The organism is Priestia sp. YIM B13551, assembly GCF_042787905.1.
Classification (GTDB): domain Bacteria; phylum Bacillota; class Bacilli; order Bacillales; family Bacillaceae_H; genus Priestia.
On sequence record NZ_JBHZOX010000005.1, the window covers coordinates 51812 to 75597 of the forward strand.

Annotated in this window: 25 protein-coding genes and 1 riboswitch; of the genes, 2 read left to right on the forward strand and 23 right to left on the reverse strand. The window is 38.7% G+C overall.

The features are described from left to right. Positions 1 to 185: 185 nt before the first annotated feature. On the forward strand, positions 186 to 827 hold the full coding sequence (locus ACFX4N_RS21945; RefSeq protein ID WP_013059636.1) for a YhcN/YlaJ family sporulation lipoprotein: 642 nt from the start codon (positions 186 to 188) through the stop codon (positions 825 to 827). Positions 828 to 865: 38 nt separating this feature from the next. On the opposite strand, the gene lipA is transcribed toward ACFX4N_RS21945, so the two are convergent. Further along, positions 866 to 1765: a lipoyl synthase gene (lipA, locus tag ACFX4N_RS21950; protein ID WP_013059637.1), complete on the reverse strand. Its 900-nt coding sequence runs from the start codon at positions 1763 to 1765 to the stop codon at positions 866 to 868. Between the two features lie 316 nt (positions 1766 to 2081). On the opposite strand from lipA, the gene ACFX4N_RS21955 reads away from it, so the two are divergent. Continuing rightward, positions 2082 to 3083, forward strand: a complete 1002-nt coding sequence (locus ACFX4N_RS21955) for a M23 family metallopeptidase (RefSeq protein WP_057275323.1) — start codon at positions 2082 to 2084, stop codon at positions 3081 to 3083. 30 nt (positions 3084 to 3113) lie between these two features. On the opposite strand, the gene ACFX4N_RS21960 is transcribed toward ACFX4N_RS21955, so the two are convergent. The 22 genes from ACFX4N_RS21960 to ACFX4N_RS22065 all read right to left on the reverse strand — a co-directional run bounded on the left by ACFX4N_RS21960 (position 3114) and on the right by ACFX4N_RS22065 (position 23653). Continuing rightward, positions 3114 to 3230 (reverse strand): methionine/alanine import family NSS transporter small subunit, encoded by a 117-nt coding sequence (locus ACFX4N_RS21960; protein ID WP_107918137.1) that lies wholly within the window; start codon positions 3228 to 3230, stop codon positions 3114 to 3116. Continuing rightward, positions 3230 to 4744, reverse strand: a complete 1515-nt coding sequence (locus ACFX4N_RS21965) for a sodium-dependent transporter (protein WP_057275322.1) — start codon at positions 4742 to 4744, stop codon at positions 3230 to 3232. Before ACFX4N_RS21965 ends, ACFX4N_RS21960 begins: the two co-directional genes overlap by 1 nt. 248 nt (positions 4745 to 4992) lie before the next feature. After that, the gene (gene yunB, locus ACFX4N_RS21970; protein WP_013059640.1) at positions 4993 to 5745 is read right to left on the reverse strand and encodes a sporulation protein YunB; all 753 of its coding nucleotides are present in this window, start codon (positions 5743 to 5745) and stop codon (positions 4993 to 4995) included. An 89-nt stretch (positions 5746 to 5834) separates the two neighbouring features. After that, positions 5835 to 6137, reverse strand: a complete 303-nt coding sequence (locus ACFX4N_RS21975) for a YunC family protein (protein WP_013059641.1) — start codon at positions 6135 to 6137, stop codon at positions 5835 to 5837. Between the two features lie 131 nt (positions 6138 to 6268). Continuing rightward, positions 6269 to 7123 carry a DUF72 domain-containing protein gene (locus tag ACFX4N_RS21980; protein WP_013059642.1) on the reverse strand — a complete coding sequence of 285 codons (855 nt, stop codon included), beginning with the start codon at positions 7121 to 7123 and terminating at the stop codon, positions 6269 to 6271. A 102-nt stretch (positions 7124 to 7225) separates the two neighbouring features. Beyond that, positions 7226 to 8623, reverse strand: coding sequence for a Fe-S cluster assembly protein SufB (gene sufB, locus ACFX4N_RS21985; protein ID WP_013059643.1), 1398 nt, complete (start codon positions 8621 to 8623; stop codon positions 7226 to 7228). Positions 8624 to 8668: 45 nt separating this feature from the next. Continuing rightward, entirely contained in the window at positions 8669 to 9103 is a 435-nt protein-coding gene (gene sufU / locus ACFX4N_RS21990; RefSeq protein ID WP_013085338.1) for a Fe-S cluster assembly sulfur transfer protein SufU, read from the reverse strand. Continuing rightward, on the reverse strand, positions 9093 to 10313 hold the full coding sequence (locus ACFX4N_RS21995) for a cysteine desulfurase (RefSeq protein ID WP_098757611.1): 1221 nt from the start codon (positions 10311 to 10313) through the stop codon (positions 9093 to 9095). The genes sufU and ACFX4N_RS21995 overlap by 11 nt, the downstream gene beginning before the upstream one ends. Then, on the reverse strand, positions 10313 to 11620 hold the full coding sequence (sufD, locus tag ACFX4N_RS22000; protein WP_014457887.1) for a Fe-S cluster assembly protein SufD: 1308 nt from the start codon (positions 11618 to 11620) through the stop codon (positions 10313 to 10315). Before sufD ends, ACFX4N_RS21995 begins: the two co-directional genes overlap by 1 nt. Before the next feature lie 17 nt (positions 11621 to 11637). Further along, positions 11638 to 12423: a Fe-S cluster assembly ATPase SufC gene (gene sufC / locus ACFX4N_RS22005; RefSeq protein ID WP_013059647.1), complete on the reverse strand. Its 786-nt coding sequence runs from the start codon at positions 12421 to 12423 to the stop codon at positions 11638 to 11640. 239 nt (positions 12424 to 12662) lie between these two features. Further along, entirely contained in the window at positions 12663 to 13028 is a 366-nt protein-coding gene (locus tag ACFX4N_RS22010) for a carboxymuconolactone decarboxylase family protein (RefSeq protein WP_013059648.1), read from the reverse strand. A gap of 122 nt (positions 13029 to 13150) precedes the next feature. Then, positions 13151 to 13987, reverse strand: a complete 837-nt coding sequence (locus tag ACFX4N_RS22015; RefSeq protein ID WP_014457885.1) for a MetQ/NlpA family ABC transporter substrate-binding protein — start codon at positions 13985 to 13987, stop codon at positions 13151 to 13153. Positions 13988 to 14004: 17 nt separating this feature from the next. Then, positions 14005 to 14673, reverse strand: a complete 669-nt coding sequence (locus tag ACFX4N_RS22020; protein WP_013085342.1) for a methionine ABC transporter permease — start codon at positions 14671 to 14673, stop codon at positions 14005 to 14007. After that, positions 14666 to 15691 carry a methionine ABC transporter ATP-binding protein gene (locus ACFX4N_RS22025; RefSeq protein WP_013059651.1) on the reverse strand — a complete coding sequence of 342 codons (1026 nt, stop codon included), beginning with the start codon at positions 15689 to 15691 and terminating at the stop codon, positions 14666 to 14668. Before ACFX4N_RS22025 ends, ACFX4N_RS22020 begins: the two co-directional genes overlap by 8 nt. Positions 15692 to 15822: 131 nt before the next feature. Further along, a riboswitch (SAM riboswitch) is annotated at positions 15823 to 15930 on the reverse strand. 180 nt (positions 15931 to 16110) lie between these two features. Then, a complete protein-coding gene (locus ACFX4N_RS22030) occupies positions 16111 to 16410 on the reverse strand; it encodes a thioredoxin family protein (protein WP_013059652.1) in 300 nt (99 codons plus the stop codon). A gap of 14 nt (positions 16411 to 16424) precedes the next feature. After that, complete coding sequence (locus ACFX4N_RS22035) at positions 16425 to 16775, reverse strand: toprim domain-containing protein (protein ID WP_013059653.1); 351 nt, start codon at positions 16773 to 16775, stop codon at positions 16425 to 16427. A 181-nt stretch (positions 16776 to 16956) separates the two neighbouring features. Continuing rightward, positions 16957 to 17202 carry a YusG family protein gene (locus ACFX4N_RS22040; protein WP_057275321.1) on the reverse strand — a complete coding sequence of 82 codons (246 nt, stop codon included), beginning with the start codon at positions 17200 to 17202 and terminating at the stop codon, positions 16957 to 16959. A 79-nt stretch (positions 17203 to 17281) separates the two neighbouring features. After that, positions 17282 to 17665 carry a glycine cleavage system protein GcvH gene (gene gcvH, locus ACFX4N_RS22045; RefSeq protein ID WP_013059655.1) on the reverse strand — a complete coding sequence of 128 codons (384 nt, stop codon included), beginning with the start codon at positions 17663 to 17665 and terminating at the stop codon, positions 17282 to 17284. 135 nt (positions 17666 to 17800) lie between these two features. After that, positions 17801 to 18157: an arsenate reductase family protein gene (locus ACFX4N_RS22050; RefSeq protein WP_013059656.1), complete on the reverse strand. Its 357-nt coding sequence runs from the start codon at positions 18155 to 18157 to the stop codon at positions 17801 to 17803. A gap of 115 nt (positions 18158 to 18272) precedes the next feature. Beyond that, positions 18273 to 20057 (reverse strand): acyl-CoA dehydrogenase family protein, encoded by a 1785-nt coding sequence (locus tag ACFX4N_RS22055; RefSeq protein WP_029319253.1) that lies wholly within the window; start codon positions 20055 to 20057, stop codon positions 18273 to 18275. A gap of 23 nt (positions 20058 to 20080) precedes the next feature. Beyond that, complete coding sequence (locus tag ACFX4N_RS22060) at positions 20081 to 21259, reverse strand: acetyl-CoA C-acetyltransferase (RefSeq protein ID WP_013059658.1); 1179 nt, start codon at positions 21257 to 21259, stop codon at positions 20081 to 20083. Positions 21260 to 21271: 12 nt separating this feature from the next. Continuing rightward, a complete protein-coding gene (locus ACFX4N_RS22065; RefSeq protein WP_170960121.1) occupies positions 21272 to 23653 on the reverse strand; it encodes a 3-hydroxyacyl-CoA dehydrogenase/enoyl-CoA hydratase family protein in 2382 nt (793 codons plus the stop codon). Positions 23654 to 23786: the final 133 nt, after the last annotated feature.

Below are 23786 nucleotides of genomic sequence, written 5' to 3' on the forward strand. Positions count from 1 at the left end.
CTTCTCTTAAAATTTACCATACCATAATTATGATGATGAAACCATCAATTAACATGAAATTTTTCACGTATAAGCAGCACTCTAATCCTGTAGGAGTTTTATCGGTATACCTACTGATCTTTTATGCTCCACATGAAGGTTCGCCGGTTTACCTGGCGTACGATATTTAACTACAGGAGGTGGAAATGGTGAAGAAATCTATTCTTGGAATCGCTTTGATAACAAGTATTTTAACCATTGGCTGTCAAAATAAAAACACAGCTGAAAATGAAAATTTATCACCAAACAACCCAGATGCCATTAATGTAAACGAGCCTAATCATTATTATAATCCAAATAATAATAGCGGCACAAATTATGGATATGTTCGATACACTAAAAACACAAATGAACAAAATTCCAATATGAACCAAGTAGGAACATTTAATCGAGAAGAAGCAGCCGACAATATTAGTAAACTGAGCACCGCTATACCAAATATTAAGCAAGCCGCTACGCTAGTAACCGATAAAGATGTGCTTGTTGCTTATAAAACAGATGCTAAAAATCGGAATAACGCAGCCGATCAGGTAAAACGTACAGCTATGTCTGTAGTTCCTCGTTATTATCATGTATACGTCTCAGATAATCCGAAACAGATGGACCAAATCGAAAATATCAGTGAAATGAATACGCAAACGAATGATGCTAGAAAACGAATCGATGCTGTTATTCAACAAATGCTGAAATCTCCCCAAGGGCGTAAAATGAACGGCGGAGAAGATGCAAATGGAAGAGAGAAAAACGAATTGAATGAACCGATGACGGACAAAGATATGGTGGAATAAACAAAAAAGGTGATGAGCATATCATCACCTTTTTTACCTTATTTGCTTTCTTGTGCTTTGTTTTTTGCAGCAGCGTTAACTTGCTCATCTGCATGGTAAGAAGAACGTACAAGAGGACCTGCTTCAACATGGCTGAATCCTTTTGATAATGCAATTTCTTTTAGCTCTTCAAACTCATTTGGATGGTAATATTTTTGAACTTTTATGTGCTTTTTAGTTGGCTGTAGATATTGGCCTAGCGTCATAATATCTACATTATTCGCACGCAAATCATCCATCGTTTCAATAATTTCTTCTTTTGTTTCTCCTAGACCAAGCATGATACTTGATTTCGTAGGGATATCCGGCTGCATTTCTTTTGCACGGCGAAGGAACTCAAGAGAACGCTCATATTTAGCACGAGCACGAACACGAGGCGTAAGGCTGCGTACTGTTTCAATATTATGATTTAAAATATCAGGACGTGCGTCCATTACAATACGTAAGTTCTCTTCCACACCGCCCATATCAGAAGGCAATACTTCAATTGTTGTGAATGGATTTTTACGACGAATCGCACGAATTGTTTCAGCTAATACGCTTGCTCCTCCGTCTTTTAAATCATCGCGAGCTACTACTGTAATAACCGCATGTTTTAAGTTCATTAGCTGAACAGAATCCGCTACGCGTTCTGGCTCTTCTAAATCTAATTCTGTTGGTAAACCTGTCTTAACCGCGCAAAAACGACAGGCACGTGTACATACTTCTCCTAAAATCATAAAAGTTGCCGTACGACGAACAGCCCAACACTCATGAATATTCGGACATCTTGCTTCTTCACAAACTGTATGAAGGTTTTTCTCACGCATCATTTTCTTTAAGCCTGTGTAATTTTCGTTTGTGTTTAGCTTAATCTTCAGCCACTCGGGTTTTCGGACATGCTCTTCTTTTGTTGCCATATTATCAACTCCACCAATCTAGAAAATGTCTATAACCTATATGCTTAATTTTAACTACATATTAAAAACATAACTATATGTCACTTTATCATAAAAAAGTGAGATTCGACAAGTTGTCTGCTCTTTATTTTCCTCAGTCTTCTTCTATTTCCCATTCAAATGTGTGCGTTTTCATCCTCCGTATAATTTCCATTTATCTTCTGAATAAAATTCTTTAAAAAAGTTTTGAAGCGATTTCCATTAATTAATATTTATGAAATCTTTTTTCTCGCTGCAAACTAGTGTTACACACTATTTTTAGAAAGGGGGAAACACGATGCGCAAAACGATTATCTTACTTTTTATGTTCATGTCTATATTCACAGGATGGCACCACGTAACAGCTGAATCATCAGCAGATCAAGAAAAAATACTTATTCAAAAGAGATTAGAGCTGTATAAACAAATGGAAGCCGCTACTACGATTCCTTGGTATTACTTTGCAGGGATTGATCAGTATGAACGAAATATTCGACGCTCCCATAAAGATATTCCAAGAGAAAAAGGCGCGATCGCCATTTATTATCCTCCAGAAAAATGGTCAGGTTCTTTAAATCCGAATTTGGAAGATACAAACCCACTTACTATTTCTCTGCTCGGGGGAATGGGCAAAGATGGGAACGGAGACAAAAAAGCAGACCAATTTAATGATGAAGATATGCTTTTTACAATAGCAGATTATATTCGGACGTTCGGGGTGTCCGAAGACTATATTAAAATTGCGCTTTGGAACTATTATCACCGGGCTAAAGCAGTTGATATTATTTTAGGGAATGCCAAAATTTTTCGCCATTACGGTCGCATTGATTTAAAAGGTTCTTCATTTCCGGTGCCTCTCCGTGCGAACTACAGTTACAGGAGTACATGGGGAGATGCGCGCGGCTGGGGTGGCAAACGAATTCATGAAGGAACAGACATTTTTGCAGATTACGGAGTTCCAGTAAAATCCCCTTGCTATGGCATTATTGAGCTTAAAGGATGGAATAAATATGGAGGCTGGCGAATCGGTATTCGTGACCTTCATAATAACTATCACTATTTAGCTCATTTAAGCGGATTTGCAAAAAATTTAAAAGTAGGACAAATTGTAGAACCAGGAACACTCATTGGCGGAGTAGGAAGTTCCGGTTATGGACCTCCTGGAACTTCTGGGAAATTCCCTCCTCACTTGCACTATGGAATGTATAAAGATAACGGCAAAAATGAGTGGTCGTTTGACCCATATCCTCAGTTAAGAACGTGGGAACGAAATGATCGTTTAGAACTAAAGAAAAAATAAAAAAACAGGAAGCTGATGCTTCCTGTTTTTTTATCCTGATGCTTTACTTTCTTTTGCTTTTTTCACAGCATGAGCAATACTTGCGGCCAAGCCGCCCCATATGATGACCATCCCTACAACCATCATTGTCATTGAACTTCCATCCATTATTTAGAAACCCCCTTCTCTTTAACTGACAAACGAAGCGTCCCATCTTCCCATCGTGCAAAAGAAAAAGCAATTCCCAAAATAACAGCAAGAGCTGCCACACCCCAACCAAAAGGACCTACAAAAGTCGTTGCATACTGTTCGTAATTTTCCGAAATATTTTTCCGGAAGTTATCAAACATCATGTATCCAAGTACAAGTGGTGTAACTACTCCTAAACATATTTTCCACCATGAACCGATTCGGATATCAGAAACTTCGTTTGCATGCTGCTGAAGGCTGCTCAACTGCTTAAATACCCAAGCAACTAATACAACTTCTACTAAGCCTGCTAGAGCAACTCCGAAGTTATTAATAAAATAGTCGACCACATCTAAGAAATAAAGTCCTCCTTGTGTTGCAAATAATAGCGAGCAAATTGAAGCGATTCCTCCACCTATTAATACAGATTTTGTACGTGAGATAGTAAATTTATCTTGAATGCCTGCTACGAAGGTTTCAATAATTGAAATAAGTGACGTTAATCCTGCTAATGTTAAGGAAGCAAAGAATAACATTCCAAACAGCTGTTTAAACGCTGGAAATTCATTAATAATTTGCGGGAAAACTACAAAGGCTAGTCCTACCCCTCCCTGAACTACTTTATCGATTGGGATACCTTGCTGAGTAGCCATAAAACCTAGTGCGCTAAACACACCGATTCCTGCTAGTAATTCAAACGCTGAATTACCAAATCCAGTAATAAACGCATTATTAGTTAAATCAGATTTCTTTGGAAGGTAACTGGAATAAGTGATCATAATAGCAAAACCAACAGATAAACTAAAGAAAATTTGACCATATGCTGCGATCCAAACCTTTCCATCTCCAATTGCGCTCCAGTTTGGTTTAAAAAAAGCATGCAGACCTTCCATTGCTCCGTCTAACGTAACTGCTCGAATGACAATGATTAAAAATAGAATAATTAGTGTTGGTAGAAAGATTTTGTTTGCGGCTTCAATTCCTTTTTTGATTCCTTTTAATAAGACACCTAATGTCACAATCCATACAAGTACAAGCGGAATTAAAACGTGTAATACGAGGCTTCCTGTTTGTCCTGGTGCTTCAGCTAACTTTAAGTAATCTCCATATAAAAACGCTTCCGTATCGTTTCCCCAGCTTAACTTAAATGAAAAGATAAAATACGACATTGCCCACGCGATAATGACGGAATAGTAAACCGAAATAAAAAAGGAAATAGCTACTTGCCACCAGCCTAGCCATTCAGCCTTGGGGCTTAGTCTTGCTAATGATAAAGGAGAGGAACCTTTATATTTATGTCCAATAGCAAATTCCATGATTAAGATAGGAATTCCTGCCGTCAACAAAGCAAATAAGTAGGGGAGAAAAAATGCCCCTCCTCCATTTTCATATGCAGTGGCTGGAAATCTCCATATATTCCCTAGTCCAATTGCTGAACCTGCTGCTGCTAAAATAAACCCTGCTCTTGATCCCCACTGCGGCCTATTTTCCACTGTAATTCCCCCTCTTTTCCTCTCCCTACTCTCTTTTTATCATAGATCAACGATAATTTTTATAATTTTTAGATTATTCTTTCTATAACTTCCTATCTCAAATTATAGAAGGGAGAAGATAGTATGTCAAAATATTTTTTATAGAAAATCCAGACAAATGTTCCAATGAATAAAAGCAGATATGAAAGTATTTTTGAACTTCCGCACCTGCTTTTTAAATAATACTTTATCACGTTAATATAATATTGTTAATTTTTCTTCGGAAGTTCAATTGCCGGAGAAGATGAATTTCCACCGTTAAAATAATCAGGAACATTTCCAGGGATAACAGTTCCTCCTACAGGAATTGTAGCCGTAACGGTTGTTTTTCTCGTTGCAAACGGGATAATGATTTGCATGTTTACTTTTACTTTGATGGATACTTCAAGAAACGCATTATTTATTCCATATTCCTCGATTTTTCGCACTACGTCTGTTTGAACATCACCAATAGCATGAAATTTAACCGGAATCAGCGGACCTAGATTTCCAAGCAGCGCATTATTAGTTGCTTGCCCAAGAGGAACTTGGTATACAATTCCTTGATTGCGCAGCTTTTCATTTTTTTCAATACGAATATCTGTTGGAAGTTCAAGTGCATCTAAATTCCCTTTCTCTGCCTCTTTTAAATTAGCTTGAACAAATGACGTAGTCTGAGCTCTAACCCGATTTACAAGCGCTGTGTCAATTTTGGCTACTTGACCGTTAGGTGTAGATTCAACTTTAATAACATCTACGTCCAGTTGATCAAGTACCTGTTTATTCACCGCTTTATTAATAACTAAAGTTGCAATCTCTTTTGTTTGTGCTTCAGCATATTTCATTAACGTCGGTTCAATCCCTCTATTAATTAGCCATAATCCTACCCCTGTGGAAAGCATAAAAAAAAGAAAGGTGAGCAACAGAACGTAGCGAAAAGGAAGCGGGCCTTTTCTTGTTAATTTCCGACGAAGTTTAACCAAAAAAAATCCCTCCTTACAAGCTATATGTATGCATGTATAAGGAGGTTCACGCTTCTTTTAAAAAGTTTTATCTTAAATTCCCCACTATATTAAAGCATTTTCAATAAAGCATCTTTGCCAATTGTTCCTTTAAAAATTCCTCTTTTTTCAGCTTCAAGCGTTACAGATTCAAGAGGCGCTTCAAGAAGCTGCTCAATTGTACGTACACCTACAGCTCTTCCAGCTATTATTTGACGATCAGCTAATTTATCATTTAATAGACCTACGTCTAGTGCTCCGCACATAATGTACCCTTTATCTGATGAGATTGTTAACAGAGTTGTTTTTGGCAGCAATACGGTAACTGCATTAAACGTATGACCTTCAATTACGATAGGCGCTAAGGTAATCATAGTAACTCACTCCTTTCTTAATCAATTTATGATTTTGAAAGAAAAAAGTGAGGTTTTACATATACTTTTCTACCTATTTGACGTTTATATTCCTTCTTCCTTATTTATATAAACTTTTATAGGACTCAGTGCTAAAATTCATTAAAAAAATCTAATTGTTTAGGAGCTAAATTTTCATATTCAATATTTAATAAACTCATGAGCTGTTTGGCATTATGTACAGCATCTCCGCCGGAGTTATTATTAAATAACAGGTAAATGTCCTTCGTTTGTTTTTGCAGCTTTTCAAGCCGTTCTTTCCACTCTAGGAGCTCTTTTTCATTGTAACGATACAAAAACCTTACTGCTCGCCAATTGCCTTCTGCGGGCTTATTCCAACCGTGTACGTTTCGTCCGTGAAAACGGATAAGTGTTTTCTGTTTATCTGTAGCATGAATCACAATTGGAATAGATCCTTCTCCTGCCTGCGGTTCATCACAAATACCGTGAATCCACTTCTCTTGTTCCATAAACGTCAGCGTTTTATCATAGAAAAACGGCTTAAACCAAGATTGATTTCGAAACTCAAGCGCTACTGGCAAATCTCCAAACTTCTCGCGGCTATATCTCAAATAGGCTACATTTTCTTTTGTACAGTCAAACCAGGGTGGCATTTGAAATAAAATCATACCAAGCTTATTCGATGTTACGTAAGGCTTCACTGATTCTAAAAATGCATGAAACATTTCTTCTTTGCTATCAAACGGATTTCCTTCTCTCATATGCCCTGTCATACCTTGATAGGCTTTTACCACAAAACGAAAAGATTCCGGTGTATCGTTCACCCATTTTTCTACATTTGATGTTGGTTGAATTGCATAAAAAGATGAATCGACTTCAACAATTGGAAAATGGCCTGCATATACGGCAAGCTTGTCTCTTGATGAAACCCCCGCTTCATATAATGAATCATGATCTCCCCAGCCTGTGACTCCAATATAAATCATGCCACTCCTCCTCTATGTTCTTAGCTTCGCTTTTCTTTATTTTAATACAAACGATACAAAAAAACTCGTTTGCATAAACAGCAAACGAGTTTTGATCTATTATTAACCGATTGAACCTTCCATTTCAAATTTGATTAGACGGTTCATTTCTACTGCATATTCCATCGGAAGCTCTTTTGTAAATGGCTCAATAAAGCCCATTACAATCATTTCTGTTGCTTCTTCTTCAGAAATACCGCGGCTCATTAGATAGAATAATTGTTCTTCAGATACTTTTGATACCTTCGCTTCATGCTCAAGTGAGATGTTGTCATTTAAAATCTCATTGTACGGAATTGTATCAGAAGTTGATTGATTATCCATAATTAGCGTATCACACTCAATGTTCGCACGTGCACCTTCTGCTTTACGGCCGAAGTGTACGATACCGCGGTATGTTACTTTACCGCCTTGTTTTGAAATTGATTTTGATACGATCGTTGAAGATGTGTTCGGTGCTAAGTGAATCATTTTTGCACCAGCATCTTGGTGCTGTCCTTTACCAGCAAGGGCAATAGATAATGTCATACCACGTGCACCTTCACCTTTTAAGATAACAGCTGGATATTTCATTGTTAACTTAGAACCGATGTTTCCATCAATCCATTCCATTGTTGCGTTTGCTTCACAAACCGCGCGTTTTGTTACAAGGTTGTATACGTTGTTCGCCCAGTTTTGAATTGTTGTATAGCGGCAATACGCATCTTTTTTGATGATGATCTCTACAACAGCACTGTGAAGGGAGTTTGTTGTATAAACAGGTGCTGTACAGCCCTCTACATAGTGAACGTGTGAGCCTTCATCAGCAATAATTAACGTACGCTCAAACTGTCCCATATTTTCAGAGTTAATACGGAAATAAGCTTGTAATGGTGTATCTACTTTTACGCCTTTTGGTACGTAAATGAATGATCCACCAGACCAAACCGCCGAGTTAAGTGCAGAGAATTTGTTATCCGTTGGCGGGATAACTTTTCCAAAATGCTCACGGAAAATATCTTCGTTTTCTTTTAGCGCCGTATCCGTATCTTTAAATACGATACCTTGTGCTTCAAGATCTTCTTTCATATTGTGATAAACAACTTCAGATTCGTACTGAGCTGATACACCCGCAAGATACTTTTGCTCTGCTTCAGGAATACCTAGTTTATCAAACGTTTGTTTAATTTCTTCAGGAACTTCATCCCAAGAGCGTTCAGACTTCTCAGATGGTTTTACGTAGTACGTAATTTCATCAAAGTCTAAGCTTGCCATGTCTCCGCCCCACTGTGGCATTGGCATGTTGTAGAAGTGCTCTAGAGATTTCAAACGGAAGTCAAGCATCCATTGTGGTTCCTCTTTCATACGAGAAATTTCTTCTACGATTTCTTTTGTTAAACCGCGTTTAGAGCGGAAAATTGATACGTCTTTATCGGAAAATCCATATTTATAATCGCCGATTTCTGGCATTTTTTTAGCCATCTTTTATTACCCCCTACTTGATAGGATTGGGAATGAATGAAGGTCTTATTTTTGTTCGTTAAGACCTTTTTCCATCGCTTTCCACGCTAGTGTTGCACATTTAATACGCGCAGGAAATTTTGCTACACCTTGAAGTGCTTCAATATCTCCTAAATCTATACTATCATCATACTCTTTACCTTGCATCATGTCAGAGAAGATATGGGCCATTTTAAACGCTTTGTCTACTTCTTGACCTTTAATTGCTTGTGTCATCATTGAAGCTGATGACATTGAAATTGAACATCCTTCACCTTCGAACTTTGCATCCACCACTTTGCCGTCCTCTACTTTTAAAGAAAGTTCAATGCGGTCTCCACACGTCGGGTTATTCATATGAATGTTCACAGTATCTTCATTCAACGTTCCACGATTACGCGGGTTTTTATAATGGTCCATAATTACTTGACGATAGAGAGTATCTAAATTATTAAAAGCCATTTGTAAAATACTCCTTCGTTTTTATTAATGATGATACCAATTTATCTACTTCTTCTTCCGTGTTATACAAATAGAAGCTTGCACGTGCAGTAGAAGATACGTTTAAATATTTCATCAGCGGCTGCGCACAGTGATGACCTGCACGAATCGCAATTCCATCAGCGTCTACTACTGTTGCAACGTCATGCGGATGCACATCTTCAATATTAAACGTCACAACACCCGCTCGCTCTTTCGGTCCGTAGATCGTAATTCCCTCTACTTGCGATAAGCGATCCAGTGCATACTGCGCTAACTTGTGCTCATGTGCTTGAATATTATCTAAACCAACTTCTTCTAAGAAATCAATCGCTGCACCTAAACCAATTGCACCTGCAATGATTGGCGTACCCCCTTCAAATTTCCAAGGAAGTTCTTTCCACGTTGATTCGTATAGGTTTACGAAGTCAATCATTTCGCCGCCAAACTCGATTGGTTCCATTTTTTCAAGAAGCTCTTTCTTTCCATAAAGAGCGCCGATTCCAGTCGGCCCGCCCATTTTATGTCCAGAGAAAGCAAAGAAATCACAGTCTAAATCTTGTACATCCACCTTCATATGAGGCGTACTTTGTGCACCATCCACAACCATTACTGCACCGTTAGCATGTGCAATTTCTGCAATCTCTTTTACTGGGTTAATTGTACCCAATACGTTAGATACTTGCATGATCGATACAATTTTGGTGTTAGATGTAATCGTGCTTTTTACCTCTTCTAGTGAAAGTGCATGATCTTCTGTTAATGAAATATATTTTAACGTTGCACCTGTTTCCTTGGCAACTTGCTGCCAAGGAATGATGTTGCTGTGATGCTCCATATAAGTAATCACAATTTCATCACCAGGTTTGAGATTAGCACGGCCATAGCTTGCAGCTACTGTATTAAGAGCTGTCGTTGTACCGCGCGTAAAGATAATCTCTTCCGTTGATTTTGCATTAATAAACTTACGAACCTTTTCACGAGCGCCTTCGTATCCGTCTGTTGCTCTTGTACCAAGCGTGTGAACACCTCGGTGTACGTTTGAGTTATATTCTTTATAATACTTCTCAATTGCTTCAATTACAGCAAGCGGCTTTTGTGAAGTTGCTGCACTGTCTAAATAAACGAGTGGGCTGCCATTTACCTCTTGGTCTAAAATAGGAAATTGTTTACGAATATCAGAGATATTCATTATCGAACTTTCCTTTCAATTAAATCTGTTAATTGCTTTTTAACCGTTTCGATTGGCAACTCGTTTACAACTGGTGCTAAGAACCCGTGGATAACTAGACGTTCTGCTTCTGTTTGCGGAATACCGCGGCTCATTAAGTAGTAAAGCTGAATTGGATCTACGCGTCCAACAGATGCAGCGTGCCCTGCTGTTACATCGTCTTCATCAATTAGAAGAATTGGGTTTGCGTCTCCACGTGCTTTTTCACTTAACATTAACACACGAGATTCTTGCTCAGCGTTTGATTTAGACGCACCGTGTTCAATTTTACCGATACCGTTAAAGATTGAAGACGCGCTTTCTTTCATAACGCCGTGTTTTAAAATGTAGCCTTCAGAATGTTTTCCAAAATGTACGATACTTGTTGTTAAGTTTTGAGACTGCTCTCCACGTCCAACTGTTACCGTTTTTGTATCTCCATATGAACCGTCGCCCATTAGATACGTTGTATTTTCTGAAACTGTATTTCCTTCACTCATTAAGCCTAAAGCCCACTCAATGCGACCATCTTTGCCCGCTACGCCGCGGCGGTTCACATAAGTAGTTGTACCTTTAGCTAAGTAGTCAACAGCCCCAAATGTTACTTTCGCATTGCTGTTGGCAAATACTTCCGTCACGATATTGACAACACCGTTTGACTCTTCAGCAGTAGCAATGTAGTTTTCTACATATGTTACTGAGCTGTTGTCTTCAGCTACAACAATCACATGGTTGAATAAAGCAGCTTCTTCATCTTCACGGACAAATACAGCTTGAAGCGGCTCTTGTACTTCTACATTTTTAGGAACGTATACAAATACACCGCCGTTTAATAACGCTGCGTTTAATGCAGTTAAACGGTGCTCATCTACTTTAACTCCGTCTTTCATGAAGTACTTCTCAACAAGGTCGCTATGCTCTTTAGCAGCTGTTTGAATATCTGTGAAGATAACACCTTGAGACTTTAGCTCTTCTGTTAATGTTGAATATGCTGCTGTTTGGTCACGCTGAACATATAGATTTTTAACAGCTTCTGTATCAATCAATGCTTTAACCACTTCTGGAAGCTCGTCTACAGATGAGATTGTGCTTGCCTGTGAAGTGTGCTTGTCAAATGCAGTAAAGTTCCATTTCGAAATGTTTGTTTTATCTGGCTTTGGAAGTGCAAGATCTTCTGCTTTCGCAAGAGCTTGTAAGCGAAGATCTAGCAGCCAACTTGGTTCATTAGCTTCTTTTGAAAAGCTGCTGATGTACTCTTGATCAAATGGTAATTTCGTATCAATAGTCATAGAGATCCTCCTAACTCTTAAGCTTCTTGCTCTACAGTTTCGTCTTCAATACCTAATTCTTGTTTGATCCAGTCATAACCTTCTGCCTCTAGACGCTGTGCTAATTCTGGTCCGCCTGATTTTACAACGCGACCTTGCATCATAACGTGAACTTTATCTGGTGTAATGTAGTTTAGTAAACGTTGGTAGTGAGTAATCATTAAGCAACCAAACTCGCTGCCGCGCAGTTCATTAATACCTTTTGATACAACTTTTAACGCATCGATATCTAAACCAGAGTCGATTTCATCTAAAATTGCAATTCCTGGTTGAAGCATCATTAATTGAAGAATTTCATTACGTTTCTTCTCACCGCCAGAGAAACCTTCGTTTAGGTAACGCTGAGCCATGTCTTGATCCATTTCTAAGAAATCCATGTTTTTGTCTAATTGACGGATGAATTTCATTAGTGAAATTTCTTCGCCTTCTTCACGACGAGCATTAATTGCTGAACGTAAGAAGTCTGCATTTGTTACCCCGCTGATTTCACTTGGATATTGCATAGCTAGGAATAGACCTGCACGAGCGCGCTCATCTACTTCCATCTCAAGTACATCTTCGCCGTCTAGCGTGATGCTTCCTTGTGTAACCTCGTATTTAGGATGTCCCATGATTGCTGAAGATAATGTTGATTTACCAGTACCGTTTGGTCCCATGATTGCATGGATTTCGCCGCCCTTAACTTCTAAATTAACACCTTTTAAAATTTCTTTACCTTCAATTGCAACATGAAGATCTTTAATTGTTAAAGTTGACCCTGCCATATTAAAACCTCCAGTTATAGACGTATATAGTAAAAAACGATATACCTATATCTTTTTAATTATTCTCATTTTATTCTCATTACAATCTTATAACAAATGAAAACTTATAGCAACCTTTTGACCCAAAAGGTTTTAAACCATTATGTACGTTTTTCAAGACTAAATCCACTCATAAAAAAGTTGCCTTAAAAGACTCCATAGAGCCTTCTAAGACAAGCTTTTTTATCCACTTTATTTACTTAGTGCGTGTGGCTAGTCAGTTCTGAAATACACTCTTGGACAAGCGTAACGGACTGACTCATCGCTGCGCCTCCGCCAAATGCTGCTGACACTCCGCATGCTTCTAAAATTTCTTGCTCAGTTGCACCTTGATCAATGCAGCCTTTTGTATGATAAATCATACAGTACTCGTCTTGAGCTACTACGCTGATTCCTAACGCGATTAACTGCTTTTCTTTTTTAGAAAGAGAACCTTCTCCAAAACATGCTTCAGTAAACGCATTAAACGTTTTTGTTACTTCCGGCAATTTTTCGCTAAATTTCCCAACACCCATTTTATAATCATGAAGTGCTTGCTCAGTTGAATGACGTGCTTCTTGCTGCATAACGTCAGCTCCCATCATCAGTAAAGTCTTCACGGTTAGTATGCGTGAGAAAAATAAGAGTTATTCGTTTTCCCGCATACAAAAAAAGCACTTGCCCAGAGTGGGCAAGCGCTTTTCTTCTATTATTTATTTACCGGCAGTACTCCGCCTTTGTATTTTTCTTTAATGTAGTCTTGAATTTCTTTAGAGTGAAGAACTTTCACTAAAGCTTTCACTGTATCTTTATTTTCGTCGCCTTTGTGAACCGTAATGATGTTTGCATAAGGGTTATTTTCTTTACTTTCCACTGCGATTGGATCTTTTACTGGATCTAAGCCAGCATCGATAGCATAGTTAGCATTGATAACAACAGCGTCACCTTCATTATTTTTGTACATTTGAGGTAACAATCCGCCTTCAACATCGGCTTTAAATTTTAAATTCTTCGGGTTTTCTACGATATCTTTAATTTGTGCATCTGTTTTCTTTACGCCTGGTTTTAATTTGATTACGCCGGCTTTTTCAAAAATCGATAAAATACGTCCTTGCTCTGCTACTGCATCACGCATAATAACTGTGCCGTTTTTCGGAAGATCTTTTAAGCTTTTGTATTTTTTAGAGTAGATACCGATTGGTTCAATGTGAATGGCACCGGCACTTACAAAATCATACCCTTTTTCACCCTTGTGATCTTTTAGCACTGAATTCATATAAGGAACGTGCTGGAAGTAGTTTGCATCAATTTCATTGTTTGCAAGAGCTGTGTTCGGTAAGATGTAATCTTGGAATTTTTTAATTTCCAAGTCGATTCCTTGTTTTTCTAAAATCGGTTTTGCTTGTTCTAAAATTTCAGCATGAGGCGTATTAGATGCACCCACAACAATTTTCTTTTCATCTTTTGATCCATTGTTAGATCCACATGCAGCTAATCCTACTACTAGCGCAGATGTTAGTGCTAAAGCCGAAAGCCATTTTTTCATAATAAATAATCCTCCCTTTATCTTTTATCAATTTTTGCAGTAATCGCATCTCCAATAAGTTGGATAATAAATACAATAATCAAAATTAAGATCGTAGCAGCTAGCGTTACATCATTATGACTGCGCTGGAATCCTTCTAAATATGCAAGATTCCCGAGACCTCCAGCTCCAATCACACCCGCCATTGCCGTATAGCCGACTAACGCAATCGTCGTTACCGTCAAACCAGAAATTAAAGCTGGCAGCGATTCAGGTAACAGCACTTTAAAGATAATAGTGCTTGTTGTTGCTCCCATTGATTTAGCAGCTTCAATAACACCTTTATCAATTTCACGCAGACCAATTTCTACAAGACGCGCGTAAAATGGTGCTGCTCCAACAATTAAAGCAGGTAACGCTGCATTAGCGCCTAAAATACTTCCTACCAATGCTTTGGTAAATGGAATCAGTAAAACAATTAAAATAATGAATGGAATGGAACGAAAGATATTTACAACTGCTGACACAATGGCATATAAAGGTTTGTTTTGCCAAAGCTGTCCTTTGGACGTTAAAAATAAAAGCAAGCCTAATAAAATACCTAGAACAAACGTGGCTATAACTGAAATAGCCGTCATATATAGTGTTTCATTTGTCGCTTGAATAAAATCATCTAAAATAACGTTTGGAAATAGTTTCTCAAGCATTTGTCATTACCTCCACTTCTACCTGCTGCTCATGAATGTATGCAATGACTTTTTCAACTTCTGTTAATTCTCCGTCTAAATGAACGAACAACGTTCCGTATGAACCTGTTTGTGTATGAGAAATCTTTCCTTGCAAAATATTAATCGTTACATCAAACTGTTTTAAAATCGTTGTAATGAGCGGTTGCTCTGCTTTTCCGCCAACAAACGTCAGCTGAATAATTTGCCCGCTTGGATATAACTCCTGTACTTGTTCAATTGTTTCAAACGTTTCTTCTGGTTCAGAAATCTGTTGAACGAATCGTTTTGTAATCGGCTGCTTAGGTTTTCTGAATACTTCTAGCACTTGTCCTTCTTCTACTACTGCCCCATTTTCCATAACGGCTACCCGATGACAAATTTTACGAATAACGTGCATTTCATGAGTAATCAATACAATGGTTAACCCTAGCTTCTCATTAATATCTACTAACAGATCTAAAATGGAATCTGTCGTTTGAGGATCAAGCGCTGATGTTGCTTCATCACACAGCAATACTTTTGGGTTATTGGCTAACGCTCGAGCAATACCAACACGCTGCTTTTGTCCACCGCTAAGCTGTGATGGATAAGCATTTTCACGCCCTTCAAGCCCGACTAGCTTGATAAGCTCGTCTACTCGTTTCATTCTTTTTTCTTTTGAGATCCCTGCTATTTCTAACGGAAAGGCAATATTTTCTCGCACCGTACGCGACCACAAGATATTAAAGTGCTGAAACACCATACTAATTTCTTGTCTAGCTTTTCTGAGTTTTCCGCCTTTAATTTTTCCAATATCATTACCTGCTACTTCGACCGTTCCTGTCGTTGGTGTTTCTAACCCGTTTAGCAAGCGAATTAAAGAACTTTTCCCCGCTCCGCTATAACCAATAATTCCGTAAATTTCACCTTGGTTAACGGTTAGATTCACATTATCAACAGCTGTTACTTGACCGCTTTTAGCCTGATAAATTTTTGTAACGTCTGTTAATGTAATCATATTTCTTCACCTTCTTTAGTAAAAACTTAATTATGTTAGGTTGCCCTATAGGATGAAAAAGCCGTAAAACAATTTTCCTCATTAAAAAAGCCTCTCTGCGCATGACAGAAAGGCTCGATATTTAATCCTTTCTCTCATCTTTCAAAGCGCATAGCTTTGCAGGAATTGGCACCATTTCAGTTAGTCTGACGGTTGCCGGGTTTCACAGGGCTCAGTCCCTCCACCTCTCTTGATAAGAGTTCGCAACAATTATTTTGTTTTTGGGAAATATTCATTCATTTATGAACATTCATGAGTGTGATTTTAGCATGTGTCAGATAGGCTGTCAACAGATTTTGTTCTTGGGATAATATCCCAAGATTTCAACAGCCCCAACGGTTTGCTCTCTTTCAATTTCTTCATTTTAAACAAACGTTTGATTATCGAAGCTCTTCAAGTACGTGCTCGATAGAATGAAACGCATAGAGTTTTTTTACCATTTCGCCATTTTTCACTTCAATCAAACAAGGTACACTTTCAATTGAAAATACTTCTGCTTTTGAAGGCATATAATTTAAATTGCTCATTCCGATGGTCACACCAGGCAGCATCGCTTCTGCTACGGTTAACATTTTTTTTGCCAGCTGACATGTCCCGCAAAAAGGTGTATGGAAAAAGATAAACGCTCTTTGTCCTTCTTTTAACTGATCGTCAAGCTGTTTTTCGCTCCATTCTTGCATGTTGCTCATTCCTTTTATGTTAAAAATTCTGCATTAACATCGATATTGGCACTCAGTAATACTGTTGCTATGTGATGTCTAGGGGCGGCAGCAACCTCTCGGTACATTTTATCAATATATAGATGCTCTGCTTCCGGAAGCTCTCGTTTAAATTGTTTTCTTAGCTTATTCCCTGAATCATCAGAGTCAACGAGTATGTATACCTCTTTGTTAAACGTAAAGTCAATAATTTCATCCAGCTTTGATAAACTAATCGTACCGTTTGTACAGATAATTTCAATTGGTTCTCGAATGATATCTTGGATACGTTTTTTATCTGATTTTCCTTCGACAATAATTACTTTTTCAATTTCAATTAGCCCCATTTTCATCACCCATAATCGTCAGTTGTATAGTAACATCATTTCTTTATGCTATACAATATTCGTTAATGTATCACAGTTCACCTGTTTTTTAAAAGAAATTTGCAAGAAAGAACTGTTTTAAAAGGCAGCTTAGGCCATATTGTTTCCATAAAACAAGAAAAACAGCGGCAGTTGCCACTGTTTAGCACCATCCTGCTTCTTCGTCGCAGTCTGTATATTTTTGCGTTTCAACTTGCTTTTGTACATCCGTATATTGGTAGAACTTATTATTTTCTTGCGAATACCCTTCTTCAAAGCGGTATTCATTGCCGCTTGTTCCGTAACTAACTTCACCAATTGGCTGCTTATCAACATATAATTTCATACCGCCGTCATGAAATTTAGCTGTAACGCGATCTGTAACGTCCATTTTTTGTTTTTCAAACATAAAAAGACACTCCTTTAGCTTGTTTACTAATAGAGTGTCCAGTCAAAAACTTTTCATAAAGACAATTTATGGAGGAATATTATCCTTCGTTTGTCATTTCTTCGTATTGCTCTGCTGTCATTAGCTTGTCTACTTGAGAAGCATCAGATGGTTTGATTGTAATCATCCATGCTTCTTCGTATGGAGATTCATTAACAAGCTCAGGGCTATCGCTTAAGTTGTCGTTGACTGCTACAACTTCACCGCTAATTGGTGCATAAAGCTCAGAAACTGTTTTTACTGATTCAACGCTGCCAAACGGCTCGTCAGCTTCTACTGTTGCTCCTACTTCTGGCAGTTCAACGAATACGATGTCGCCAAGCTCAGCTTGAGCGAAATGCGTAATACCTACGCGGACAACGTCTCCTTCTGTTTTTACCCATTCATGCTCTTCAGAATAACGCAAATCTTTTGGTGTACTCATCTTAATCCCTCCAAAATATGTATCGTAATTTGTTTATATAAAAAGCGCCTTCAACGTGGAGAACACTTTCTACAACCTAAAATAACTTCCTATTAACAGTGTAACGTAAAAGGTAAAAATTTTCTATTTGAAAACTTACTTCCACACGTCCTCAAACTGCTCTTCTTTGAAGCCAAGCGTTACTTTTTGTCCATCTGTTAGCAGCGGACGTTTAATTAACATGCCATCTGACGCAAGAATAGACAGAAGTTCGTCTTCACTCGCACTGCTTACTTTATCTTTAAGCCCTAATTCGCGATACTTTTTACCGCTTGTATTAAAGAATTTTTTTAATTCTAAGCCGCTGTTCTGATAATAAGATTGCAGCTGCTCTTTTGTTGGCGGGTTTTCTACAATATGAATTTCTTCATACGCTACTCCGTTATCATCCAGCCACTTCTTTGCTTTTCGGCACGTACCACACTTTGGATATGAATAAAAAAATAATGACATTTCGTCAACCACCCTTTATTTTAAGCTTTTTTCGTATTTTAACACATCCTTTATCATTTACCTAGATAGAGGCTTCTTAAACAAAAAGAAGCTCGCGAAGCGAGCTCCTTTTACCTTAAACTGTAAACTTCTCTACTTCTAAAAGCGTTTTTGCAATCTCGCGCTTTACGCTAATCACATTGATTGGTGTATAGCGCGTTAACTTGCGAAGAGATGAAAGCATGACTCTAAGCGTATCACCTTGTTCAACGCCAATTAACGTTTCTTTTGCATCTGCTTCAATTCGATTAAATGCTTCTTGGCAAAATACTTGCGTATATTTTACTTTCAAGCTGTTTTGATCTGCACCTGTTTTGGAAATGGCTTTTTCAGTACGTAAAACAGTGGATTCCATTGCATATACGTTACTAATCATATCGGAAATATTAACGAGAATTTCTTGTTCTTTCTCTAATTCTTTACCATACTTCTGTGCAGCTAGACCTAAAAGCAAGAGCGCAATTTTCTTCCCATTTTGCACAAGCATTTTTTCTTGATCTAACGGCTCATTTCCTACTTCCTGCGGCATAAGCATCATCAATTCTTCTTGAAGCGTTTGTGCTTTTTGAAGCAGCGGAAGCTCTCCTTTTAGCGCTTTGCGTAAATATGTGCCTGGTACTAAGAGTCGATTAATTTCATTTGTTCCTTCAAAAATACGGTTAATGCGAGAATCACGATACAGGCGCTCAATTTCATACTCGCTCATAAAACCATAGCCTCCGTGAAGCTGCACCCCTTCATCTACGATGTAGTCAAGAGATTCCGTGGCAAACACTTTGTTTAATGAGCATTCAATGGCATATTCAGCAATGGAAGCGGCAATTTGTTTTCCGTCTTTTTGCTGTTCTTCTGAAAGCTGGCCCATATGGTCTTCAAAAAGTCCTACCGTACGATAGACGGAGCTTTCAGTTGCGTACAATTTAGAAGCCATTGTTGCTAACTTTTCTTGGGTTAATGAAAATTTAGCAATGGGCGTTTTAAACTGCTGACGCTGGTTAACATATTGAGACGTAATTTCTAACGCACGTTTACCTGCTCCAACTGCTCCAACTCCAAGCTTATAGCGCCCAATATTTAAAATGTTAAACGCAATCACATGGCCTTTTCCAATTTCACCTAACACGTTTTCTTTTGGAACAAGCGCATCTTCAAGAATCAACGTTCTTGTTGATGAACTCTTGATTCCCATCTTCTTTTCTTCCGGTCCAACCGAAACGCCTGGGAATTGGCGTTCAACGATAAAAGCAGAAAATTTATCGCCGTCGATTTTCGCATACACCACGAACACATCAGCAAATCCGGCATTCGTAATCCACTGCTTTTCTCCATTTAACACATAGTGTGTGCCTTCGGCGTTAAGGCGAGCTGTTGTGCGAGCACCGAGGGCATCGGAACCAGAACCAGGTTCTGTTAACGCATATGCGGCTATTTTTTCCCCAACTGCTAAAGCAGGTAAATATGCTTGTTTTTGCTCTTCTGTTCCAAATAAGACGATTGGCAATGACCCAATTCCTACGTGAGCACCATGAGTGATGGAAAACCCGCCTGCTCGAGACATTTTTTCAGCAATTAAAGCGGAGGTAATTTTATCCAAACCGAGTCCACCGTATTCTTCCGGTACATCTGCACCAAGTAACCCTAATTCACCAGCTTGTTTTAATAACTTGACAGAACGGTCAAACTCATGCTTTTCTAAATATTCCACTTGTGGAAGGACTTCATTTTCTACAAATTCATCTGTCGTTTTGGCAATCATCTTTTGTTCAGATGTATAATCCTCCGGCGTGTAGACGCGGCTTGCATCGCCTTCTTCAATTAAAAAGCTTCCACCTTTAATCATTTGTTTTGTTTTATTTGACATGTTCATATCCCCCTTTGAAATGATTATGCTAACAATTCAAATACACCAGCAGCTCCCATTCCTCCGCCAATACACATCGTGACAATTCCAAACTGCTCATTTCGACGCTTCATTTCGTGCATTAAGCTAAGAGTCAGCTTAGCTCCGGTACAGCCTAATGGATGACCTAAGGCAATAGCGCCTCCGTTTACATTTACTTTATCTTCATTAATATTTAATTCACGAATAACGCCAAGTGCTTGAGAAGCAAATGCTTCATTTAATTCAAACAATCCGATATCAGAAAGCTCCAGCCCTGCTAGTTTAAGAGCTTTAGGGATGGCAGCTACCGGGCCAATCCCCATTACTTCAGGCGGAACTCCTCCAACTGCAAATGAGCGAAACTTAAGCAAAGGCTTTAACCCTTCTGCTTCAGCTTGTTCTTTATCCATTAGAAAAACGGATGCAGCTCCGTCACTTGTCTGCGAAGAGTTTCCAGCTGTTACGGATCCTTTAACCGAAAAAGCTGGACGAAGTTTCCCTAATACATCCGCAGTTGTGCCAGGACGAACTCCTTCATCTTGAGAGAACATCAGCTTTTGTTCACGGAGCTTATTGTTTTCATCCACTTTTCGAAGCGTCACTTCCACCGGAACAATTTCGTCGTTAAACTTCCCTTCTTGAAGTGCTTTTGCTGCTTTTTGATGGCTGCGTACAGCAAACGCGTCCTGGTCTTCACGTGAAATGCCGTATTTCATGGCCACTTGTTCTGCTGTATGTCCCATGCCCATATAATACTCCGGCGCATTTTCAACCAGCTGAACATTCGGACGCGCTACGTTTCCAAACATCGGAACAAAACTCATTGATTCTGCTCCTCCAGCTAACACTGCTTTGGCTTGCCCTAGCATAATTCGTTCTGCACCATAGGCAATACTTTGCAAACCTGATGAACAATAACGATTAATCGTTATTGCTGGCACCGTATAAGGCAAACCCGCAAGAGCGCCAATATTTCGAGCCATATTCAAACCTTGTTCTGCTTCAGGCATCGCACAACCAATAATTAAATCATCAATTGGTCCTTCGTATCCTCCTGCTCGGCGAAGAGTTTCTTTAACCGCAATGGCCCCCAAATCATCAGGTCTAACACTTGCCAGTGAACCTTTTTTTGCTTTTCCAACCGGTGTCCTAGCACCTGCTACAATAACTGCTTCTCTCATTTTTTCTCCCCCTTAATTACGCAGTGGTTTTCCTTTAACTAACATGTGCTGCATACGTTCTTGAGACTTCGCTTCTCCAACAAGGCTTAAAAATGCTTCTCTCTCTAAGTCCAGTAAATACTCTTCATCAACTTCCGAACCAAACGCTACACGTCCTCCGGCTAACACAAATGCTAACTTACTAGCAATTTTATAATCATGTTCTGATATATATCCTGAATACTTCATGGATTGGGCTCCTAGCAGCAACGTTGCATATCCTGTTTCTCCAACCACAGGAATCTTAGTTCTTACAGGTGGTTTATAGCCCGTGTCATGTAAAGCAAGGACTGAGTTCTTCGCATCATTCAGCAAGTGATCTCCGTTTACGCTGATGCCATCATGGCGGTTTAAAAAGTTTAGCTGTCTAGCTTCTGCAGCAGAAGTAGATACTTTTGCAGTAGCAATTGTTTCAAATGTTTTGTTGGCAATTTGCTGGAGATCGAGCGTTACACCGTTAGGTAAACCATTTAGCTGTTTGATATAAAGCTCCTTATTACCTCCTCCACCAGGAATGAGTCCGACTCCTACTTCTACAAGGCCCATGTAAGTTTCAGCAGAAGCTTGGATTTTAGCTGACGGTAAGCAAATTTCTGCTCCGCCTCCGAGAGTCATCGCAAATGGAGCTGCAACAACCGGTTTTTCATTATATTTCACCTTCATCATTGCCTGTTGAAATTGTTTAATAACAAATTCAATTTCAAAATAATTGTCATCTTGTGCTTCCATTAAAATCATAGCTAAGTTAGCGCCAACGCAGAAATTTTTCCCTTGATTTCCTATGACCAGCCCTTTATAGTTCTTATTCACTTCTTCAAGAGACTGATTTAATAAGCTAATAATGTCTAGCCCGATTGCATTGTTAGGAGAGGTGAACTGCAGGCACGCCACATCATCTCCTAAATCAATTAAACTCGCTCCGCTGTTTTCTAAAATGACATTATTTTGAGAACGTAAAGATGACAGGTGAATCACCTTTTTATTTTCTTTTACTGCTTTATACTCATCATCTTCGTAGTAAAGCGTTTGACCTTCCATTTCTTTATAGAAGCTTGTAAATCCATTTTCCTGCATTTGTTTTACCCATTGCGGAACTGCTAAGCCAGACTGCTCCATCTTCTCAATTGACTTTTCTAAACCAATTGCATCCCACGTCTCAAAAGGACCCATTTTCCAACCAAATCCCCACTTCATAGCTTGATCAATGGCCACGATATCGTCGGCGATTTCATTTTTTAACTGTGCTGCATATACAAGAACGGGACTGATCACATTCCAAAGAAGCTGGCCGGCACGATCACCCGAATATATAAGCGCTTTCATTTTATTTTGCAGCCCTTTTGCCTGCTTGCTTAATTCGGTAGAAGCTGTTTTTAACTTCTTTCTCTCGACGTATTGAAGTGTACTAGGATCAAGTTCCAAAATTTCCTTTCCTTTCTTCAAAAAGAAGCCTTGCCCCGACTTGCTTCCCAGCCAGCCATTTTCCTGCATTTGTTTCATAAATAAAGGGACATCGAACACTTCTTTTTCTTTGCCTTCTACTTTGTCAAATACATTGTTGGCCACATGAATAAATGTGTCTAGTCCCACTACGTCTAACGTTCGAAACGTTGCGCTTTTTGGTCTTCCAATTAAGGGGCCCGTCACAGAGTCAACTTCTCCCACGCTGTAATTACCTTTTAACATTTCTTGAACGGTCACAAGTAAACCGTACGTACCGATACGGTTGGCGATAAAGTTAGGCGTATCTTTTGCAATAACTACTCCTTTACCTAATACATCTTCACCAAACGTTTTCACATATTCAACAATTTCTGATTTTGTGTCATGAGTTGGAATGATTTCTAATAACTTTAAATAACGCGGTGGATTAAAAAAGTGCGTTCCTAAAAAATGCGCTTTAAAATCTTCTGAGCGTCCTTTAGCCATTTCGTGGATCGATATTCCTGAAGTATTTGAACTTACAATACTTCCTTTTTTTCGTACACTGTCAATTCTTTCAAACAACTGCTGTTTAATATCAAGACGTTCCACTACTACTTCAATAATCCAATCACAGTCGCTTAACTGCTGTAAATGATCTTCAAGATTTCCTGGAGTAATTAACGATAGTGATGACTTCGACGTTAAAGGCGCCGGTTTTTGCTTCGTTAATTTAGCTAGAGCAGTTGTACTCAACCGATTTCTCACTTGCCTATCTTCAAGCGTTAGCTGCTTTTTTTCCTCGTCTGCTGTTAATGAAGTTGGAACCACGTCTAGCAAAAGCGTTGGAATTCCTACATTTGCTAAATGAGCTGCAATTCCAGAGCCCATAACTCCTGAACCTAAAACGGCGGCTTTTTTTATGTTCATAATTATCCCCACATCCCCTTTAATATATTGAATGAATGGTCATTCATTTTATGCGTAAAAAAAGAGAGTCACTGTTAATCTCTGTTTTTACTATAAAACATTTTTTAAATTTTCGCAATATATTCACAATATTATC

What these genes read in the sequence shown, in the direction of transcription:
- sufU (WP_013085338.1), bottom strand. Translation starts at nt 9,103, where the DNA reads ATGGCTTTTAATAATTTAGATACTCTCTATCGTCAAGTAATTATGGAC.
- ACFX4N_RS22055 (WP_029319253.1), bottom strand. Translation starts at nt 20,057, where the DNA reads ATGTCAAATAAAACAAAACAAATGATTAAAGGTGGAAGCTTTTTAATT.
- ACFX4N_RS22030 (WP_013059652.1), bottom strand. Translation starts at nt 16,410, where the DNA reads ATGCAAGAATGGAGCGAAAAACAGCTTGACGATCAGTTAAAAGAAGGA.
- lipA (WP_013059637.1), bottom strand. Translation starts at nt 1,765, where the DNA reads ATGGCAACAAAAGAAGAGCATGTCCGAAAACCCGAGTGGCTGAAGATT.
- ACFX4N_RS21975 (WP_013059641.1), bottom strand. Translation starts at nt 6,137, where the DNA reads ATGATTACCTTAGCGCCTATCGTAATTGAAGGTCATACGTTTAATGCA.
- ACFX4N_RS22050 (WP_013059656.1), bottom strand. Translation starts at nt 18,157, where the DNA reads ATGTCATTATTTTTTTATTCATATCCAAAGTGTGGTACGTGCCGAAAA.
- gcvH (WP_013059655.1), bottom strand. Translation starts at nt 17,665, where the DNA reads ATGAGTACACCAAAAGATTTGCGTTATTCTGAAGAGCATGAATGGGTA.
- ACFX4N_RS22035 (WP_013059653.1), bottom strand. Translation starts at nt 16,775, where the DNA reads ATGGGGCTAATTGAAATTGAAAAAGTAATTATTGTCGAAGGAAAATCA.
- ACFX4N_RS22020 (WP_013085342.1), bottom strand. Translation starts at nt 14,673, where the DNA reads ATGCTTGAGAAACTATTTCCAAACGTTATTTTAGATGATTTTATTCAA.
- ACFX4N_RS21955 (WP_057275323.1), top strand. Translation starts at nt 2,082, where the DNA reads ATGCGCAAAACGATTATCTTACTTTTTATGTTCATGTCTATATTCACA.
- ACFX4N_RS22010 (WP_013059648.1), bottom strand. Translation starts at nt 13,028, where the DNA reads ATGCAGCAAGAAGCACGTCATTCAACTGAGCAAGCACTTCATGATTAT.
- ACFX4N_RS21980 (WP_013059642.1), bottom strand. Translation starts at nt 7,123, where the DNA reads ATGATTTATATTGGAGTCACAGGCTGGGGAGATCATGATTCATTATAT.
- sufD (WP_014457887.1), bottom strand. Translation starts at nt 11,620, where the DNA reads ATGACTATTGATACGAAATTACCATTTGATCAAGAGTACATCAGCAGC.
- ACFX4N_RS22015 (WP_014457885.1), bottom strand. Translation starts at nt 13,987, where the DNA reads ATGAAAAAATGGCTTTCGGCTTTAGCACTAACATCTGCGCTAGTAGTA.
- ACFX4N_RS22025 (WP_013059651.1), bottom strand. Translation starts at nt 15,691, where the DNA reads ATGATTACATTAACAGACGTTACAAAAATTTATCAGGCTAAAAGCGGT.
- sufC (WP_013059647.1), bottom strand. Translation starts at nt 12,423, where the DNA reads ATGGCAGGGTCAACTTTAACAATTAAAGATCTTCATGTTGCAATTGAA.
- sufB (WP_013059643.1), bottom strand. Translation starts at nt 8,623, where the DNA reads ATGGCTAAAAAAATGCCAGAAATCGGCGATTATAAATATGGATTTTCC.
- ACFX4N_RS21960 (WP_107918137.1), bottom strand. Translation starts at nt 3,230, where the DNA reads ATGGATGGAAGTTCAATGACAATGATGGTTGTAGGGATGGTCATCATA.
- ACFX4N_RS21945 (WP_013059636.1), top strand. Translation starts at nt 186, where the DNA reads ATGGTGAAGAAATCTATTCTTGGAATCGCTTTGATAACAAGTATTTTA.
- ACFX4N_RS22040 (WP_057275321.1), bottom strand. Translation starts at nt 17,202, where the DNA reads ATGTTTGAAAAACAAAAAATGGACGTTACAGATCGCGTTACAGCTAAA.
- ACFX4N_RS21995 (WP_098757611.1), bottom strand. Translation starts at nt 10,313, where the DNA reads ATGAATATCTCTGATATTCGTAAACAATTTCCTATTTTAGACCAAGAG.
- ACFX4N_RS22060 (WP_013059658.1), bottom strand. Translation starts at nt 21,259, where the DNA reads ATGAGAGAAGCAGTTATTGTAGCAGGTGCTAGGACACCGGTTGGAAAA.